This is a genomic window from Streptomyces sp. NPDC048275 (assembly GCF_040652275.1).
Classification (GTDB): domain Bacteria; phylum Actinomycetota; class Actinomycetes; order Streptomycetales; family Streptomycetaceae; genus Streptomyces.
The window spans coordinates 253264-270233 of the sequence record NZ_JBEZLR010000001.1 but is presented as its reverse complement, the minus strand read 5'-3'; the positions used below and the strand labels follow the sequence as shown (position 1 = coordinate 270233).

At 68.2% G+C, this 16970-nt stretch carries 15 protein-coding genes; 7 read left to right on the top strand and 8 right to left on the bottom strand.

The window, feature by feature from the left end:
* Window positions 1-227: 227 nt before the first annotated feature.
* Window positions 228-626, bottom strand: a complete 399-nt coding sequence (locus AB0D57_RS01330; RefSeq protein WP_362065665.1) for a hypothetical protein — start codon at window positions 624-626, stop codon at window positions 228-230.
* Between the two features lie 46 nt (window positions 627-672).
* On the opposite strand from AB0D57_RS01330, the gene AB0D57_RS01325 reads away from it, so the two are divergent.
* Window positions 673-1365, top strand: a complete 693-nt coding sequence (locus AB0D57_RS01325; RefSeq protein WP_362065663.1) for an LPXTG cell wall anchor domain-containing protein — start codon at window positions 673-675, stop codon at window positions 1363-1365.
* A 121-nt stretch (window positions 1366-1486) separates the two neighbouring features.
* Here AB0D57_RS01325 and AB0D57_RS01320 read toward each other — a convergent pair whose 3' ends face one another.
* The 6 genes from AB0D57_RS01320 to AB0D57_RS01295 form a co-directional block, all read right to left on the bottom strand.
* Window positions 1487-3304 (bottom strand): GMC family oxidoreductase, encoded by a 1818-nt coding sequence (locus AB0D57_RS01320; protein ID WP_362065661.1) that lies wholly within the window; start codon window positions 3302-3304, stop codon window positions 1487-1489.
* A 33-nt stretch (window positions 3305-3337) separates the two neighbouring features.
* Window positions 3338-4990, bottom strand: coding sequence for a succinic semialdehyde dehydrogenase (locus AB0D57_RS01315; RefSeq protein WP_362065659.1), 1653 nt, complete (start codon window positions 4988-4990; stop codon window positions 3338-3340).
* Between the two features lie 127 nt (window positions 4991-5117).
* Window positions 5118-5750, bottom strand: a complete 633-nt coding sequence (locus tag AB0D57_RS01310; protein ID WP_362065657.1) for a Uma2 family endonuclease — start codon at window positions 5748-5750, stop codon at window positions 5118-5120.
* Between the two features lie 164 nt (window positions 5751-5914).
* Window positions 5915-6598, bottom strand: a complete 684-nt coding sequence (locus AB0D57_RS01305) for a nucleotidyl transferase AbiEii/AbiGii toxin family protein (RefSeq protein ID WP_362065655.1) — start codon at window positions 6596-6598, stop codon at window positions 5915-5917.
* Window positions 6595-6945, bottom strand: coding sequence for a hypothetical protein (locus tag AB0D57_RS01300; protein WP_362065653.1), 351 nt, complete (start codon window positions 6943-6945; stop codon window positions 6595-6597). Before AB0D57_RS01300 ends, AB0D57_RS01305 begins: the two co-directional genes overlap by 4 nt.
* A gap of 47 nt (window positions 6946-6992) precedes the next feature.
* Window positions 6993-7475 carry an ATP-binding protein gene (locus tag AB0D57_RS01295; RefSeq protein ID WP_362065651.1) on the bottom strand — a complete coding sequence of 161 codons (483 nt, stop codon included), beginning with the start codon at window positions 7473-7475 and terminating at the stop codon, window positions 6993-6995.
* Window positions 7476-7718: 243 nt separating this feature from the next.
* Here AB0D57_RS01295 and AB0D57_RS01290 point away from each other — a divergent pair, with 243 nt between their 5' ends.
* The 6 genes from AB0D57_RS01290 (at window position 7719) to AB0D57_RS01265 (ending at window position 15155) form a co-directional block, all read left to right on the top strand.
* Window positions 7719-8573 carry a helix-turn-helix transcriptional regulator gene (locus tag AB0D57_RS01290; RefSeq protein WP_362065649.1) on the top strand — a complete coding sequence of 285 codons (855 nt, stop codon included), beginning with the start codon at window positions 7719-7721 and terminating at the stop codon, window positions 8571-8573.
* 11 nt (window positions 8574-8584) lie between these two features.
* The gene (locus tag AB0D57_RS01285; RefSeq protein WP_362065647.1) at window positions 8585-8791 is read left to right on the top strand and encodes a DUF397 domain-containing protein; all 207 of its coding nucleotides are present in this window, start codon (window positions 8585-8587) and stop codon (window positions 8789-8791) included.
* Between the two features lie 824 nt (window positions 8792-9615).
* Window positions 9616-10404 carry a hypothetical protein gene (locus AB0D57_RS01280; RefSeq protein ID WP_362065645.1) on the top strand — a complete coding sequence of 263 codons (789 nt, stop codon included), beginning with the start codon at window positions 9616-9618 and terminating at the stop codon, window positions 10402-10404.
* Window positions 10405-10910: 506 nt separating this feature from the next.
* Complete coding sequence (locus AB0D57_RS01275; protein WP_362065643.1) at window positions 10911-11822, top strand: SGNH/GDSL hydrolase family protein; 912 nt, start codon at window positions 10911-10913, stop codon at window positions 11820-11822.
* A 358-nt stretch (window positions 11823-12180) separates the two neighbouring features.
* Entirely contained in the window at window positions 12181-14178 is a 1998-nt protein-coding gene (locus AB0D57_RS01270) for a glycosyltransferase family 2 protein (protein WP_362065641.1), read from the top strand.
* A 134-nt stretch (window positions 14179-14312) separates the two neighbouring features.
* The gene (locus tag AB0D57_RS01265; protein ID WP_362065639.1) at window positions 14313-15155 is read left to right on the top strand and encodes a hypothetical protein; all 843 of its coding nucleotides are present in this window, start codon (window positions 14313-14315) and stop codon (window positions 15153-15155) included.
* 21 nt (window positions 15156-15176) lie between these two features.
* Here the strand turns inward: AB0D57_RS01265 and AB0D57_RS01260 are convergent, their stop codons facing one another.
* Entirely contained in the window at window positions 15177-16877 is a 1701-nt protein-coding gene (locus AB0D57_RS01260) for a serine/threonine-protein kinase (RefSeq protein WP_362065637.1), read from the bottom strand.
* Window positions 16878-16970 lie beyond the last annotated feature (93 nt).

Sequence of the window (16970 nt, the reverse complement as noted above, 5' to 3'; positions counted from 1 at the left end):
AGCTTCCTTCGCCCCTGCGGCCCCCGGTCCTTGCGTATCTCGAAGTCCATTGCATCCCCTGAGCTGGGGTGTTGCAACGACCACTAGAACTCAAGTTCCGTCCCGCGGGGCCCTTCGCCACGCCTGGGACGTGTGACGCCGCCCCGCCACTCATGGGGTCCCTCATGTGACACAGCCCACATAAAAATTCTGTGAATGGAGGCACAACCATTCACAGGTTTCCCGGGTCACACCTGACGAACCAACGGCCACAACCGCGCCCCACACGCGGAGGCCTCACCCAAAATCGCGTGCCGCTGCACCGCGGCACACCGGACTTTCGAGGTCTTCATGAAGCTTCGCCGTGCCATGGCCGTCGCGGCCGCGACGGCAGCCATAGCCCCACTGGCGCTGCTTTCGGCGCCGACCGCCTTCGCGACGGACGAGAGCTCTTCCCCCAGCGCGACGGTCTCCGAGTCGGCCAGCGAGTCGGTGCCCGCGTCTCCGACCGACACCGCTCCCGAGCCCAGCGACACCGCCTCCGCGTCGGAGTCCGCGAGCGAGTCCGCTCCGGCCCCGAGCGACAGCGCGAGCCCCTCCGCGAGCGCGACCGAGTCGGCTTCGCCTTCCGCGTCGACGTCGGCCACGCCCACGGAGTCCGCGGAGCCGTCGGACCTCCCGAGCGACTGCCCCGTGGACGACGACGGCGTGGACGCCGACTCCCAGCTGTCCCTGGCCATCTCCGGGCTGCCCGGCAAGATCGTCGCGGGCAGCGGCTGGCACGCCTTCACGCTGAGCGCCGCCAACAAGAGCAGCGAGGACCTCGGTCAGGTCCAGTGGCTCGCCGCCGTCGACAACTACTCGGAGAGCGACGACGAGGACGACTGGCTGGCCACCTACGCGCAGCTCGAGTTCTTCAACCCCGAGACCAAGACGTGGGAGTCCATCGCCGACGAGGTGGGCAACGGCTTCTACTTCGGCGAGACCACGCTGGGCGCCAAGGAGACGGTCGCCATCAAGCTCCGCGTCAACATCGGCGCGGACGCCCCGGCCGGCGACGGTTACGCCATCGGCTTCGGCGGCTACCTGGACGAGGAGAAGGACTGCGTCCACAGCTCCTTCGCGTTCTACGAGCTCACCGTCCTCGCGGCCGGCAGCAGCAACGAGAACCCCGGCGAGCCCAAGCCGGGCAACGGTGACGGGCCGTCCGGCGGCCAGGAGCCGCAGGGCGGCGTCAAGGAGATCCCGGCCACCGGCAGCCTCGCCGAGACCGGTTCCTCGTCCGCCCTCCCGACCATCGGCCTCGTCGGCGGTATCGCCGTCCTCGCCGGTGCCGGTGCGGTGTTCGTGGTGCGTCGCCGCAAGTCAGGTGACGTGACCGCGTAACACGGTCGAACACAGTCCGCTTAGGCGGCCTCACGCCTCGTACAAAGAAGAAGGACCTGCGCTCGGAGGGGGGCGCAGGTCCTTCTTCTTTGCCCGTACAGGGGGGGGTGCCGTGCGGGGGTTACGACTTCGGCCGCACCGTCGGCATCCCCAGGAACGGCAGCTTCAGCGCGCCGAACGCGTCCGCGGGCACCATCGGGTTGCGCGGCTCCACCGGCTTCAGGCGTTCGTACGCCGTGCCCTGCGCCGGACGCGGGTCCGCCTCGCCCTTGTTGGGCCAGTACGACATCGCGCGCTCGGCCTGCGCGGTGATGGTGAGCGACGGATTGACGCCGAGGTTCGCGGAGACGGCGGCACCGTCGACGACGGAGATGCCGGGGTGGCCGTACAGCCGGTGGTACGGGTCGATCACGCCGGTCTCCCGGGAGTCGCCGATCGGACAGCCGCCCAGGAAGTGCGCGGTGAGGGGCGTACCCATCAGCTCGCCCACGTTGCTGCCCGGGAAGCCGTTGATCTCCGCGGCGACGGCGGACGCGGCCTCCGACGCGGCCTTGATCTGCTTGGGGTTGGGAGCACCGTGTCCCTGTCGGGCGGTCAGCAGCCCCTTCCCCGCGCCCTTCGGCTTCAGATACGTCGTCAGCGAGTTGTCCAGCGACTGCATGACCAGCCCGATGATGGTCCGCTCGGACCAGCGGCGGTTGGAGAGCGAGCGGAGCACGAGGACCGGGTGCTTCGCCGCATTCGCGAGCCACCCCAACACCCTCGACGATCCCTCCGTGTAGGGGACTTGGAGGATGGACAGACCACCCATCGCGTTCGATCCCTTGCCGTATCGGACGGGTTCGATGTGGGTGTTCTCGTCCGGGTGGATCGAGGAGGTGATGGCGACGCCCTGGGTGAAGTCGGCCCTGGGCGTGCCGTGTTGCTTCCGGTAGCGGCGGTCGACGGTCTGCGCGCCCACCAGCGCCTCGGAGTTGGTACGGGTGAGCTCGCCCAACCTGCCGGACATGTACGGCAGTTGGCCGCCCGCCTGCATCCGGTGCAGCAGCGTCTGCGTACCGTACGTACCGGCGGCGACGACCACCCGCCGCGCCGTGAAGGTCCGCCCCTCGCCCTTCCGCTTCTCGTCGGTGGGCAGGGTGGCGACGGCGTACCCGCCCTGCGAGTCGTCGGTGACGGACACGACGGTCGTCATCGGGTGGACGACGGCGCCCGCCTTCTCCGCCAGGTACAGATAGTTCTCGTTGAGGGTGTTCTTCGCGCCGTGGCGGCAGCCCGTCATGCACTCGCCGCACTCCGTGCACGCCTTGCGGGCGGGTCCGGCCCCGCCGAAGTACGGGTCCGCGACCTCCTCGCCGGCCCGGGCCTTCACCGTCCCGTCCGCGTCCTGACCGTCCCCGAAGAACACGCCCACCGGCGCCATGTGGAAGGTGTCACCGACGCCCATCCGCTGCGCGGCCGCCTTGAGGTGGACGTCGGAGGGGGTCATCGTCGGGTTGAGGCGTACGCCGAGCATGCGGCGCGCCTGGTCGTAGTACGGCCGCAGCTCCTCCTGCCAGTCGGTGATGTCCTTCCACTGCGGATCGTCGAAGAACGCTTTCGGCGGTACGTAGAGGGTGTTGGCGTAGTTGAGCGAGCCGCCGCCGACGCCCGCGCCCGCCAACACCATGACGTTGCCCAGGAGATGGATGCGCTGGATGCCGTACATGCCGAGCGCCGGGGCCCAGAGGTAGTTCTTGATGTCCCAGGAGTTCTTCGGCAGTGCGTCACGCGTGAAGCGGCGGCCCGCTTCCAACACGCCTACGCGGTATCCCTTTTCGGTGAGCCGGAGGGCGGTGACACAACCGCCGAAGCCCGAGCCGACGACGATGACGTCGTAGTCGTACGCGCCATCGTTCGCGTCGTCATCCTGCTGCTGGACAGAGTTCTCCTGTGACACGTGCTGCTCTCCTCGTTGAGAACGTGGTGCGGCCTAACGCAGTCGGAGTGCCTTCATGACCCTGAGGCTCCGGCTCATGAACTCCGCGTACTTCTCGTCGTCCATGCCGAGCGAGGGCGCCATCGGCAGCAGTCGCTGGTGGGCGACGGTCTGCGCCTCGGTGTACTTGAGGATGCCCTCGGAGCCGTGGCGGCGGCCGAGACCGGAGTCCTTCATGCCGCCCATCGGCGACTGGACGCTGCCGTAGGCGGGCGCGTACCCCTCGTTGACGTTCACGGTCCCGGTGCGCAGCCGTGCCGCGACCGCGCGCCCCCTCCGCCCGCCCTTGGTCCAGACGGACGAATTGAGGCCGTACGCCGTGGAGTTGGCGAGTTCGACGACCTCGTCCTCGGTCTTGAAGCGGTAGAGGGAGACGACCGGCCCGAAGGTCTCCTCCGTACAGACGGCCATCGGGGCCTCGACGCCGTCGAGGATGGTGGGCTCGTAGAAGTAGGGGCCGATGTCGGGACGGGCGACGCCACCGGCGACGACCTTCGCGCCCTTCGCGACGGCCTCCTCCACATGCCGGGTCACGGTCTCCAGCTGGCGCTCCCCCACCAGCGAACCCATGTCGGCGCCGTACGCGAGGGATGTGCCGAGCCGCATGGCCTTGGTCCGGGCGGCGAAGCGCTCCGCGAAGGCGTCCGCGATGGACTCGTGGACGTACAACCGCTCGATGGAGATGCAGAGTTGGCCAGCGGAGGAGAAGCAGGCGCGGACGGCGCCCGCGGCGGCCTTGTCGATGTCGGCGTCCTCGAGGACCACCATGGCGTTCTTGCCGCCGAGTTCGAGGGAGACACCGACGAGACGGGCGGCGGCGCCCTGGGCGACCTCGCGGCCGGTCCGGGTCGACCCGGTGAAGGAGACGTAGTCGGCGTGCTTGACGACCTCAGGGCCGACCACGGGTCCGTCGCCGATGACGACTTGGAACACCTCGGCGGGCAGCCCGGCCTCGATGAGCAGATCACGCGCCCAGAGGGCGGTGAGGCAGGTCTCCGTGTCGGGCTTCATGACGACCGCGTTGCCCGCGACGAAGGCAGGGATCGCGTCGCCGACCGACAGTTCGAGGGGGTAGTTCCAGGGCGCGATCTGGCCGATGACGCCGCGCGGGTGGCGCAGTTCGGTGACCTTGGTGAGGGTGGGCATGGCGCCGGCGTGCCGCTTGGGACGGAGGTAGGCGGGGGCCTTGCGTCCGTAGTGCCGCGCGGCCACGACGACGGCCTGCACCTCTTCGTGGGCGTGCAGTCGCGCCTTGCCCGTCTCCAGCTGGATCAGGTCCAGCACCTCGGCCTGGCGGGCGAGCACGAGGTCGTGGAAGCGGAGGAGAACGGCGGCGCGCTGCCGCACCGGGGTGGCCCCCCAGGCGACCTGGGCCTTCCGCGCCCGCTCGAAGGCGGTCGCCACGTCCTCGGGGGTGGACTCGGGCAGGTCGGCCAGCTTCTCGCCGGTGAACGGGGTGTGGTTGGCGGTCCGTCCGGAGCCGACGACACCCTTGGTGAGCTGGGCGACCAGCTCAGGCGTGACCACGTCGGCGGCGGTGCGCGCGCCGGTGGGAGCGGGGGCGAGAGGGTTGGCGCCGGGGGTGTCCGTGCCAGTCTTCTCGAGCTGGTCCGTGCCGGTCTTTTCCGCGGCCTGCGAGTCCGTCATGAGCCGCAGGGTATGCCGGACCGCGCCCTTTGGGTACCCGTCGGTAATCGCCTTTCACCGACCGCTCACACACTGCCAGTGATCGCTGGCAACAAAGTTCCTGATCAGGGCGTTACGGGTCCGACGATCACGGATTGACGACTCCGGGCGGATCTTGGACATCCTGGCCGGAGCCCTCCGCACCCTCCGCGAACCCTGAGGTGTCCAGTGCGAAGTCGAACGGCGCGGGCACGTGCAACGGCCGCCCGAAGGGGACGGTGGTCCGCGACCGGTACCCCTTGGCCGACGGGTCCCAGAAGGCGGTGACCTCCTGGACCTGCATGTCGAGCACGAGATAGACGGGCACGACCCGTCCGTACGTGTCCAGCTTGTCGAGCCAGTCGGCGTCCTTGGTGGAGTCGGACGTCAGCTCGGCGACGAGGGAGAGCGCGGCACCGTCGGCGTGCCGGCCTTCGGCGTCGAAGGCGGCTTCGTCTGCGACAAAGAGATCGGGCCCAAAACCGCGCTCGGCAGGCGGAAACACGAACAGGAACGGCGACGTCTCCGCGACATGCCCCTCAGGCGCATGAGCCTCCACCTGACTGCGCAGCCTCCGCATGGGACGCAGGTAGCGCAGCTTCGACCACGGCGACACGACGATCTTCCCCCGGATGAGTTCGGCCTTGTAGCCGTCAGGTGTGTCCAGCTCCTCGACGATCCGGAGCATGTCCTCGAAGGCTCCGGCCGGAGGGCCGTCTATGGCCGTCGGACGCTCGGTCATGATGGTCACCACGGTCCTCCCCTGATTACAGAGCGTGTCTCCGTCTCCACCATAGTGCCGGGCCATCTCAATCACCTGCCGCCCGGCCGCTCTCGCGCCACCACCCGGCGCACGGCCTGAGGCCCCAGCTCCCGTGGCGCGACGGTTTCCCGGTGAAGCCGAGATCAGAGCTCGTCCAGACCGTCATCCGGGTCGTCGTATTCCTCGGCCAGGCGAAGCCCCAGATCGGATTCCCAGTCCTGCGCCCAGTGCCGCAGGTCCGTGATCTCCTCCTGCGTCAGCCCGTACGCGGAGAACTCCTCGTCGCTGACCCAGACAACGCTCTCCAGCCGATCACGCAGCTCCCGCAGATCGAACTCCTCGTCGTCGCGAAGCCCCAACTGCTCAAGTTCCACGACGGAGTAGTACACGCAGGCGGCACGCACATCGATCACGTCTCTCGGCAGACCACGATCCCCCAGCGCGCGCACCTTCATCGACACCAGATCTTCGAGATCGACCACTGGGCCGACATCCATGCAGACAGGCCGCCGGGACAGGGCTTCCTTGAGCAGGTCGACCTCGCAGGCCTCCCGGCTGTCGGGGTCGGTGACCAGCAACCGCGCCTTCAGAGACCTGGTGTCAACCACGGCGACCGACCACCCCTTGTCCCGCAGGCCTCCGGCGAGCTTCGCCACGATGTCCGCCATCGAGGCCGGGTGCTGGGTCGCAAAGTCCAGGTCCTGGCTCGGCCGACTGACAAGACCGTGCGCCTGCACGGCGTAGCCGCCGGCCAAGGCGAGGTCGTACACACCCCCTACGCTCAGCGCGTCCTTCAGCAGACGGCGGTGGAGGTGGGGCAGCCTCATGCGGCAGCGGAGGGCCGGAGCTCGGGGAACGCTTCCTCCCAGGTCCGCCGCACGCCGCGCCCGAGCATCTTGCGCAGGATGGGCCAGTGGCGGACGAGCAATTCCCCATCGAGGTACTGGACGAAGTCGTCTCGCAAACCGTTGTTGAGAACGATCCGATACATCCCCAGCAGCAGCTTTACGTCATCGATCTTGAAGACACGCAGCCCTGACCACGCCAGATGGAGCGGCAGCTCGACCTGGCCCGCCTTCGGCCCGTGGAGCTCATCGAGCGTCGCGGGCAGGCGCTCGGCGCCATAGCCCCACCGGGACGGGATCCGGCTGCTTTCGTCTCCGTACTCGGCCACGACAGCAGTATGCCGTTCCCGCGGTGCCGCCCGCACGCGTACGGCGATCACGCGGCGACCTCGGTCCGGTCGACGGCCCGTGCCCCCAGCTCGCACCACAGCAGCTTCCCGCCCCGTCCGAAGAGGTCGTCGCCGAGCGGGTACCCGCCCCACGCGTCCGCGTAATGGCATACGAGAAACAGCCCGCGTCCACCGTCCGCCCCGACGGGGATGGGGTGAAGCGGGCCCGTGCGCTTGTCGAAGGGGGGCGGGATGTACGGGTTGGCGTCCCAGACACTCACGCGGAGGCGGGTGCCGGGCAGGGCGCGTAGGCGGAGGGTGGCGGGGCCGGTGGAGTGGCGGTAGGCGTTGGTGACGAGCTCGGAGGTCAGGAGTTCGGCGGTGTCGATGAGTTGGGGCAGTCTGTGTCCGGCGAGTACCGCCCGGAGGGTGACTCGGGCGATTCGCGGGGCGAGCGGATCGTGCGGCAACTGGAGGGCGTACGACCAAGATGCGGACGCTTCGGACTTCTGCGGGGATACGGTGACCATGAACGCCTCCTGCGATGGGGGGACTTGGGTTCGCTGTGCGGGCCCGGCTGGGCGGTGGCATGTCGCGTGCGTACGTGGGCAGCGCGGGGCGCTTCCGGCTTACCGGTGGGGCCAGTTGAGCGACTTGGGACTCACCATAGACAGATCGATGGACTACATTCCATGAACTACAGGGAATGCAGCCCCTATTGCCTTCGTGTGGGTGACCCCCACGCCGTATGTACGAACGGGAAGTCGCCGCTCATGCCGCAGCCAAGCCCTCTCCCCACCGCCCGACGCCGTCGCCTGGGTATCGAACTACGGAGACTGCGCGAGCGCGCGGACCTGTCCGCTACGCAGGCCGCCCCGCTGGTGGGCGCCACGCAGTCACGCGTGAGCAACATCGAGGCCGGGCGCTACGGAGTCAGCGGCGAGCGGGTGCGCACACTGGCACGCCACTACGACTGCACGGATGAGCCACTGATCGACGCCCTCGCGGCGATGACCGGCGAGCGTCGGCGCGGCTGGTGGGAGGAGTACCGAGAGATCCTCTCGCCCCGCATGCTGGACCTCACCGAGGTGGAACACCACGCCACCGCCCTACGCGTGGCACACGTCATCAACATCCCCGGCCTGCTGCAGACCACGGATCACGCCCGCGTCCTGTTCGCGCACACCGTGCCACCGCTGAAGCCTCACGAAATCGAGCACCGCGTCTCGCACCGCATCAAGCGCCAGGCGATCCTGTACCGCGAACAGTCACCGCCGTACACCGCGATCATCCACGAAGCCGCCCTGCGCATGCGCTTCGGCGACCGCGGCACGGCCAGGGCCCAGCTCGACCATCTCAACGCGGTGAGCGAACTCGACCACGTCACCATCGCCGTGATCCCCTTCGACAGCGGCCCGTTCCATACCTCCGGCCAGGGCATCGATTACTTCCACGGGCCGGTCCACCAGCTCGACACCGTCCAACTGGACACGGACCACGGCGCCGAACTCATCGACTGCCCCGCCCAGTTGGCGCGCTACCACCTGGTCCTGGACCGCATGCAGCAAGCCGCACTCCCTCAGACCAAGTCCCGCGACTTCATCGCCCAGCTCGCCCGAGACCTGTGAAGGAGCCCGCCGTGCCCGAACCGCACTGGCAGAAGTCCACGTACAGCCAGGAGGCCTCCGCCTGCGTATATGTGGCCACCACCCCCACCGGAACGATCCTCCTCCGCGAAAGCGACGAACCGGAGACCATCCTCACCACCGGCCCCCGCCAGCTCCGGACCCTGATAACCACCTTGAAGTACCCGCGCCAAGGCCCGCCCAGATCAATCACCCTCTAGGTAGAGTTCCAGCGACGCGGTCGCCACCGCCCGCCCCCGCAGCAGTCGCATCTCCTGCACGAACCGCTCCATCTACTGCGCCGTCAGGACAAGCGACCCATATGGGATGCTGCCATTTCTCAGTTCCGGGAACCCCTCTTCGGCATGCCGGGTCAGGCGCGCGGTCAACGTCGTCGGTGAGGTGAAATGGAGGCGCTCGGCGTCGCAGGACGGCAGGAGAACTGGAGTGCGTGGTGGGGACGATACTCAAGGGCATGAGCCGCGTTCGGTGGCATGAGTTGACGCACGCGTACGGATCGGCGGTAGAGGTTCCGGGTCGGCTGTCACGCGTAGCGTGGGGTGACGCCCGGACCAGCGCCCGTGACGAGGATGCCGCCGTGAAGGCAGCGGCTCGCGACCTGGTGACCGCGATCGACAGCCACGTCTGCGAGTCCTGCCGTCCTGCCTGACCGCATGCCCGCCCTGCCTGTCCCCGGGTCCGTCATTCGCGGAGTGGTGTCAGCCGATGCTCCGTCCAGCTACCGCCGGGACCGAGTGGTCCTTGTCCCGTCGGTTTGGACTTGTCCGTGGATCTTGAGCCGAGCTGCAGGGCTGCCAAGCTCTATGAGAATCCTCAGGGCGGCATTCTCAGCGCAGCTGGCTTCTGTGGAATCGTGCGCGACTTGCCAGTCGACCCTGAGGGGCTGCCAGGGGATGTCTGGATCGAAACGTGCCAGGCGCGGCATTGCCACCGTGGCCGCGATCCGTCTTCGGCCGAGGGGGATCGCTGTCACCAGGGGCCTGTACGTTACGAGCGATCTGCGACCGGCTGGCAGGAAGACACCATGACGCACAGCTCGAGACCTTCGACCGAGGCGATACTCGATGCTCTGCCAGGCCTCGCGCCCTTTGCTCGCGAGGCCGTTGTGCTCCACCCGGAGCGAGGAGAGCCGACCGCACGGGACAGCTCGATCGGCGGGCCGCTGCTCTGGCCCGATGGCGAACCATGGCCTTCGTGCTCGCTACCCGACGAGACGGACCCCGCAGGGCTGCCTGCGACGGCGATGGTGCCGGTCGCTCAGATCTTCGAGCGTGACATGCCAGGACCATGGTGGCCCGTCGGCACCGATCTCCTGCAGGTTCTGTGGTGTCCCAACGAACACTGGGATCCCCCTGCCCAGCAGGCCGACGTCAGCCCGGTCGTTGAGGTGCGATGGCGTCTCGCGGCTGACATCTGCCGCACCGTGGCAGCGCCCCCCTCTCCTTCACGGCACTCTGAGGACGGTCATCTGCCACAGCCATGCACGATCATTGGTGAGCCACTGGCCGACTTCCCCTTTCGCGAGGAACTACCTCCAGAGTTCCGACCGGCCCTGGAAGAACTGGTGCGAAGGACTGGTGACGGCGGCGACGTGATCACCCGTGTCGGGGGATGGAAGCTTGGCGGGTGGCCGACATGGCATCTGACTCACCCGATGATCTTCCGGTGTGACACATGCGCCATCGAGATGAGGCTGCTGTTCACCGTGGCCAGCGACGACGTGACTGAAGTCGTCGTAGGACGTTGGGGCGACCTGCGGATCTTCACCTGCCCCGCCGACCACCGCCACCCCTTCCAGGTGGATCTGCACTGACTAGATCGAAGCAAACGCCGCCCGCTCCGAGCTCGAGGCAGTGAGAATCTGCCAGCCCGGATGAGATCGAGTGGGAATACGCCAGCTTGGATGCGACAGGACAGTCCTCGCGGACATCGCGACATGCCCCGGAGCCGCTCCTCGACATGTCGCCCGAGCTGTCGGTGCTCCCGAACGCGTCGTGGCACGCAACCTGACCGCGGGCTCCTGGCTCTCGTCATGGACAGCGCGCCCCCTGATCTCCGGTTGTACCGACACGATGCTGCTGGAACAGCCGGGTGAGCAACTCGACGGCCCCCTAAGGACGTTGAGCACGGCGGTGTGAGTGATACTTGGACGGCACGTGAAGCTTCTGTGTGTACGGGACGTGATCTTCGCTGACTTGTTCCTGCCAGGGGCTTCACGCCTGCGTGACGGCCGATCACCAGACGCCCATGACAACGTCACACGCCGCGACCGTCACGTTCCCGAGAAGGGCTTAACGCCCCTTCAACGCAAGGAAACAAGTGAAGCCACGTTCAACTTCAACTCGTATCTCACGTCGGCGCACGGCAGCGCTCGGCGCACTGGCCGCCTCGGGCGCACTGGCCTTGGCGATGACGTCCGTCGCGCCGGCGACGGCCGCACCCCGGCAGACCGGATCGTTCGACTACGTCGCCCTGGGTGACTCCTACGCTGCGGCTCCCGGCGTCCCCGACCAGATCGACGCCGCCTGTGCCCGCTCCAGCAACAACTATCCGCACCTCGTCGCCGGGCTGAACAGGGCGCGCCTGACGGACGTGACGTGTTCGGGAGCAACCACGGCAGACCTGGCAGTCGGCCAGGGCACGGCTCCTGCCCAGTACGACGCCCTCAGTCCGCGGACGGACCTGGTGACCGTCACCATCGGCGGCAATGACATCGGCTTCTCCACCGTACTCGGAACCTGTGCGGTGCTGGCCGCCAACGACCCGTCGGGGAGCCCCTGCCGCGACTACCTCACCCAGGGTGGCAGTGACCAGGTGGAGCAGAGCATCGCGGCCACGGCGTCGAAGATTTCCGAGGTCATAGCCGAGATTCACCGGCGGGCTCCGCACGCCAGGGTGGCCATGGTCGGCTACCCCTCCCTCTTCCCCGACAGCGGAGTCGGCTGTACGAGCCCCAGCGTCCCCTTCGCCGCGGGTGACTTCGCCTACCTGCGGGACAAGACGAAGTCCCTCAACTCCATGATCGCCCACCGCGCCAAGCTCGGTGCCGCCACCTACGTCGACACGTACAAGCCCACCATCGGCCACGACATGTGCCGCCCTGTGGGGGAACGTTGGATCGAGACCCTCGCTCCCGAGACCCCGGCGGCGCCGGCCCACCCGAACGCCCAGGGTGAGCGGGCCATGGCGACAGCCGTGAACCGCGCGCTGCCGCCGCACGCGGCCTTCTGATCCCACCTGATCACGCCTGATCACTGTGAGACTGCGGCAGTACGCCGCCCGTCCCACCCTCCGGTGGTCCCCCGACGGCGGACCACCGGAGCACGCGGCACTGTTCGGTGGAGGAGACGGCGGACCCTGCTCTGACGACGGTGGAGTCAGAGTGTGCAGGTGGAATCGGTCGCCGCATAGCGATCTGAACCACGCTCCGAGTTGATGCTTCACCCGACGTTCATGTTGAACACACTGTCTACTCGCTGTATGTTCACAGCCCTAGCGGCACCTTCTCCCACACAAATGAACCTTGCTCACGCGGTTTCAAAAGTGGCCATTCACGAGGCGTGCCCCGTCTTGCCAGGAGAACGTGACGATGGCTGTGCCCACCGTTTCAGTGATCATTGCCGCATACAACGCGATGCCTTACATAACGCGTTCCATTACTTCCGTGGTCGAACAGAGCATCAGGCGTGACGCGTTGGACATCATCGTGGTCAACGACGGCTCGACCGATGGAACAGCGGCGGAACTCGACCGTCTCGCCGAGGAATATCCGGGCCTGATACGGGTCGTCCACCAGGAGAATTCCGGTGGCCCCTCGGCGCCGCGCAACGCCGGACTCGACCTCGCCGAGAGTGAGTTCGTGTTCTTCCTCGACGCCGACGACCATCTGGGGCCGGAGGCCCTGGAACGCATGGTGGCGATGGCCGAGAAGAACGGCACCGACATCGTGCTCGGCAAGATGGTCGGTGTGGGCGGACGCAGCCTGCCCATGTCGATGTTCAACCGCAATCAGCCGAAGACTGACGTCTTCAACTCCCGTGTCTACTGGGCCCTCAACCCGTTGAAGCTGTTCCGCCGCGAGCTGCTGGAGCGGCACGCACTGCGTTTCCCGACCGGCCTGCCCATCGGCGAGGACCAGCCGTTCACGGCCCTTGCGTACCTGCACGCGTCGGGGATCTCCGTGATCGCCGACTACGACTGCCTGTTCTGCACGCTGCGGGACGACGGGGGCAACATCACCGTGCGCACCACGGGCTCGGAGCCCCGCCTGCGGTTCCTCCCTCACATGGTCGACCTGCTCATGGAGAACGTGCCGCCCGGCCCCGACCGCGACCACTTGGCCCACCGACACCTCACCGTCGAGGTGACTGAGCTCCTCGCCGGCCACCTGGTGCACGAACCCCACCCGCAGCAGGAGAAGGCCCTCGCCCGGCTCGCCGAGATCATCACCCCGCTGTGGCACGAGGGGATGAGCGACCGGCTCTCGGCGATGGCCCGGCTACGGCTGCACCTCGTACGCCACCAGATGCTCGACGAGGTGCTCGAACTAATGAAGTTCGAGAAGGAGTTGGCCGACAGCAGGGTGTCCACCCCACTCCTCATCGACAACGGCCGCGCCTACGCCCGCTACCCCTTCCTCCGCGACCCCGCCCGCGCCGTCCCCGACGCCATCTACGACGTCACCGACAAGGTCGGCACCCGCCACCACGTCAGCCGGGCCGAACTGCGGGGCACCGCTCTCCACCTGGCCGGGCACGCCTATCTGCACCGCGTGGCGACGGACGACGTCACCACGGAGCTGGTGCTGCGCGAGCGCGGCAGCGGGACGGAGTTCCGGCTGCCCGTCACGCACACCGCCACGCCGGGTCTCGGCGCCGACGCGGACGAGGGGCAGTACACGTACGACACGGCCGGGTTCAAGGCGGCCGTCGACATCACCACCGCCGCCGACGGCAAGCCCCTCGATGACGGGCTCTGGGACATCTCGCTCGCGGTGGGCGCCCAGGGTCTGTCGCGCGAGGTCCGTATCGGCAGCAAGCGGGCCGAGGACGTGTCCGGCCAGGCGAGCACGCGGGTCGTCGGCACACCCGAGGGCGTACGGGCGGTCACGCTCTACACCACCAAGCCGCACGGCAACTTCACCCTCGACCTCGGCGAGAAGAAGCACCGGGTGCAGCCGCACCTGAAGCCGGGCACGGTCCGCTGGAGCGCCAGCGCCCCCACCGAGCTGCAGATCACCGGACAGTGGACGCTCGGCGCGTACCCGGACGGGCCGTTGACCGTGGCCCTCAGCAGCGACAGCGGCGCCACCGCCGCCTTCCCTGTGTCACCGGCCGCGCACGGTGACAGGTTCACCGCCCGCGTGCCCGTCTCCGACCTTTCCCCTGGCGTGTGGCGCGGCGAACTGCGGCTCTCCGGCTGGTCCTTCGCGCTGCCGCCGCTTCCGAAGGATCTGGCTCCGGCCAAGTGGCGCCGCCGAGCGCTGCCTTGGTACGCGAAGCCTGCCCCCGGCGCCGACCAGCAGTTCGCGCTGCTGGTCGCGAAGACGGAGCTGGTGAGGGCGGTCTCGGGCAAGCTGAAGCCGTGAACCGGGCGTCAGGTTTTCCGGCTTGACGTTCCTTTGACCGTTCCCTCATAGTCCTTTCACCTCATGTACACGGCAGGTCCGGCCGCACCCGTCCGTGCGGTCGGTCGCGTCCGCACCGAAGGACTTTCCCAGTAATGAAGAAATTCGCGCTGTCACGTCCCGGCATCGCAGTGGTCGCGTCGGCGCTCTCGCTGGCCCTGGCCACCGGCTGCTCCTCCGACAGCGACTCGGACTCCGGCTCCGGCTCCGGCTCCGGCGACAAGGCGGCCGGCGGCAAGGAGTCGACGGTCGCGACGAAGACCCTGAGCGACACGGAGTTGAAGAAGCTGCTCGTCGCCAAGGGCGACCTCGACGGGTATACGTTCGCCCCGGCCGACGAGTCCGAGCAGTTCGCCTCCTCCAAGGAGGAGATGAAGATCGTCGACGCGAAGTGCGCGCCCCTCATGTACGTCCTCACCGGCTTCGCGCCGGGCGACTCGACCGCGTACGTCAACACCATGGCCACGCCGGCCGCCGCCGAGCCCAGCGAGTCCTCCACCAAGGACCTGGAGGACATGACGGAGGCGGAGCTCGAGGAGGCGATGAACTCGATCACCGACTCCCTCGGCGGGACGATCACCATCGTCTCGCTCTCCTCCTACGAGGGTGAGGGCGCGAAGGAGACCATGACCTCGGTCTCCGACGCGGTCGAGAGCTGCGCGGGCGGGTTCCAGGCCACCGCGAAGGGCGAGACCGAGAAGTTCACCAAGGTCGAGTCGGAGAAGGCCTCGGGCAGCGGTGACGAGTCGGTCGCCTTCGCCGTGACCGGAAACGCGGACAGTGACGGAATCGTCGTACACGGCGAGGTGGTACGCCATGGCAGCACCGTCGCCACGTACTACTCGCTGAGCCTGGCGGCGTTCGCCGAGGACGAGGCGGCCACGGAGTACGACGTCCCCGACGAGCTCATCAAGGCCCAGGCCGACAAGCTCGCCTGAGCCGCCCTCGGGTAAACGCGGTCACAGCCTGTCGATGTCCAAGTTCGCGATCGCCGTTTTGGCGACTTCACGGCCGCGGTCCGTGAAGTCGCCCTTGCCCGGGTAGCTGATCGTGAGCTTGTACATGTCGCCCTTGGACGACTTGTAGTAGAAAATCTTCACCTCGCGCGGCAGCGGGTTCTGGCTGTCGGTGGTCGGGTAGGCCACCGTGTTCTCGCCGGACTTCTTGCCGTGGTACGTGGTCTGGACGGGGTCCGTATTCGCACCCTCGGGCATGTCGAGCTCGTACTCGCCGCTGTTCTTGAAATCGTCGTCGTCGGCGTACATTTCGGCGGCCGCGGAGTTCTTGATCTGGTTGCTCGTGTCCTCGGACTTCTTGGCCAGGGCCAGGCCGATCCAGATGCTGCCACTCAAGTCGCTGTATGTGACCCAGTGCCCCTTGTCCGTCGTCCGGTCCGGCCTCGAGGGCTGGTAGCCCGCGGGCACCGCGAGGGTCGCGGCGACGTCCGTCTCGTGGTGCTTCTTCCAGTCGTCGGGCAGCGGCCCCGCGAACGGGTTCGCGATCACCAAGTACGCGGCCACCGCCGCCGCGACGACCATCGCACCCAGCCCGAACAGGGCCTTCCGGCCCACCCGCAGGCCCTTGCCGCCAGGCACCGCAAGCTGTACGACCTGCGTGGGCTCGGGGACGGGCGGCGCGACGGCCTCCTCCAGCAGACGGCGGACCCGCGCCGCGTCGGGGCGCCGGGACGGGTCCTTGTTCAGCAGCCCGTTGATCACCTCCGCCAACGGCCCCTGCGCCGAAGCGGGCGCCGCCGGCGTGGAGTTGAGGACGGACTGGAGGGTGGCCGGGGTGTTGCTGCGGCGGAAGGGGGAGACGCCCTCCGTGGCCGCGTACAGGACGACGCCGAGCGACCAGAGGTCGGAGGCGTGGCCCGGGCGCTGACCCAACACCCGTTCCGGCGCGATGTATTCGGGCGAACCGACGAAGCCGCCGGTGTCCGTCAGATTCGTCTCGCCCTCGATCTGGGCGATCCCGAAGTCGGTGAGAACGACGCGGTCGTGGCTGCCGAGCAGGACATTGTCGGGCTTGACGTCGCGGTGCAGGATGCCCGCAGCGTGTGCGGCCTCCAGGGCGCCGAGCACCTCCAGACCGACCCGCGCCGCCTCGCGTACGCCCAGCGTGCCCTCCTGGAGGGCGGCGCCCAGCGAGCGGCCCCGCACCAACTCCATGACGATCCACGGCTGTCCGTCCACGACGGCGACGTCGTGAACGTTCACCACGGCAGGGTGGTCGAGGCGGGCCGCGGCGCGCGCCTCGCGGCGCATCCGCTCGAAGGCGTTGGTGCGTTCACGCTCGGGAAGGTGGTCCGGGACGCGGGGCTCCTTGACGGCGACCTCACGGTCCACCGTCTCGTCCTTGGCCCGCCAGACCGTGCCCATGCCGCCGTGGCCGAGTTTGGCCAGAAGCCGGTAGCGGCCCGCGACGAGCCGACCGGTACCCGGCTCGTCCTGGGGAGGCGCGACGGGGGGCGTCGTCCCCGCCCCTGCCCCTGCCCCTGCCCCCGGAGCGATCTGGGAGGGCGCTGCATACGGATTGCCCGGGTACGGGATCCCGGACGGCTGGTGCGCCGACACCGCTGGGCTGGGCTGTTGCGGCGGTTGCAGACCAAAACTCGTCGGCTCGCCCGGCCCGTTGGGAAATCCCCCGTTGTTGCTCATGGGTCCATCCCTATCGCGGCAAGCGCTTCGGCATCCAGACCTGTCCGTCAGGAGTCACAGACCCGTGACGCGGGCACCCCTTTATCTCCCTTT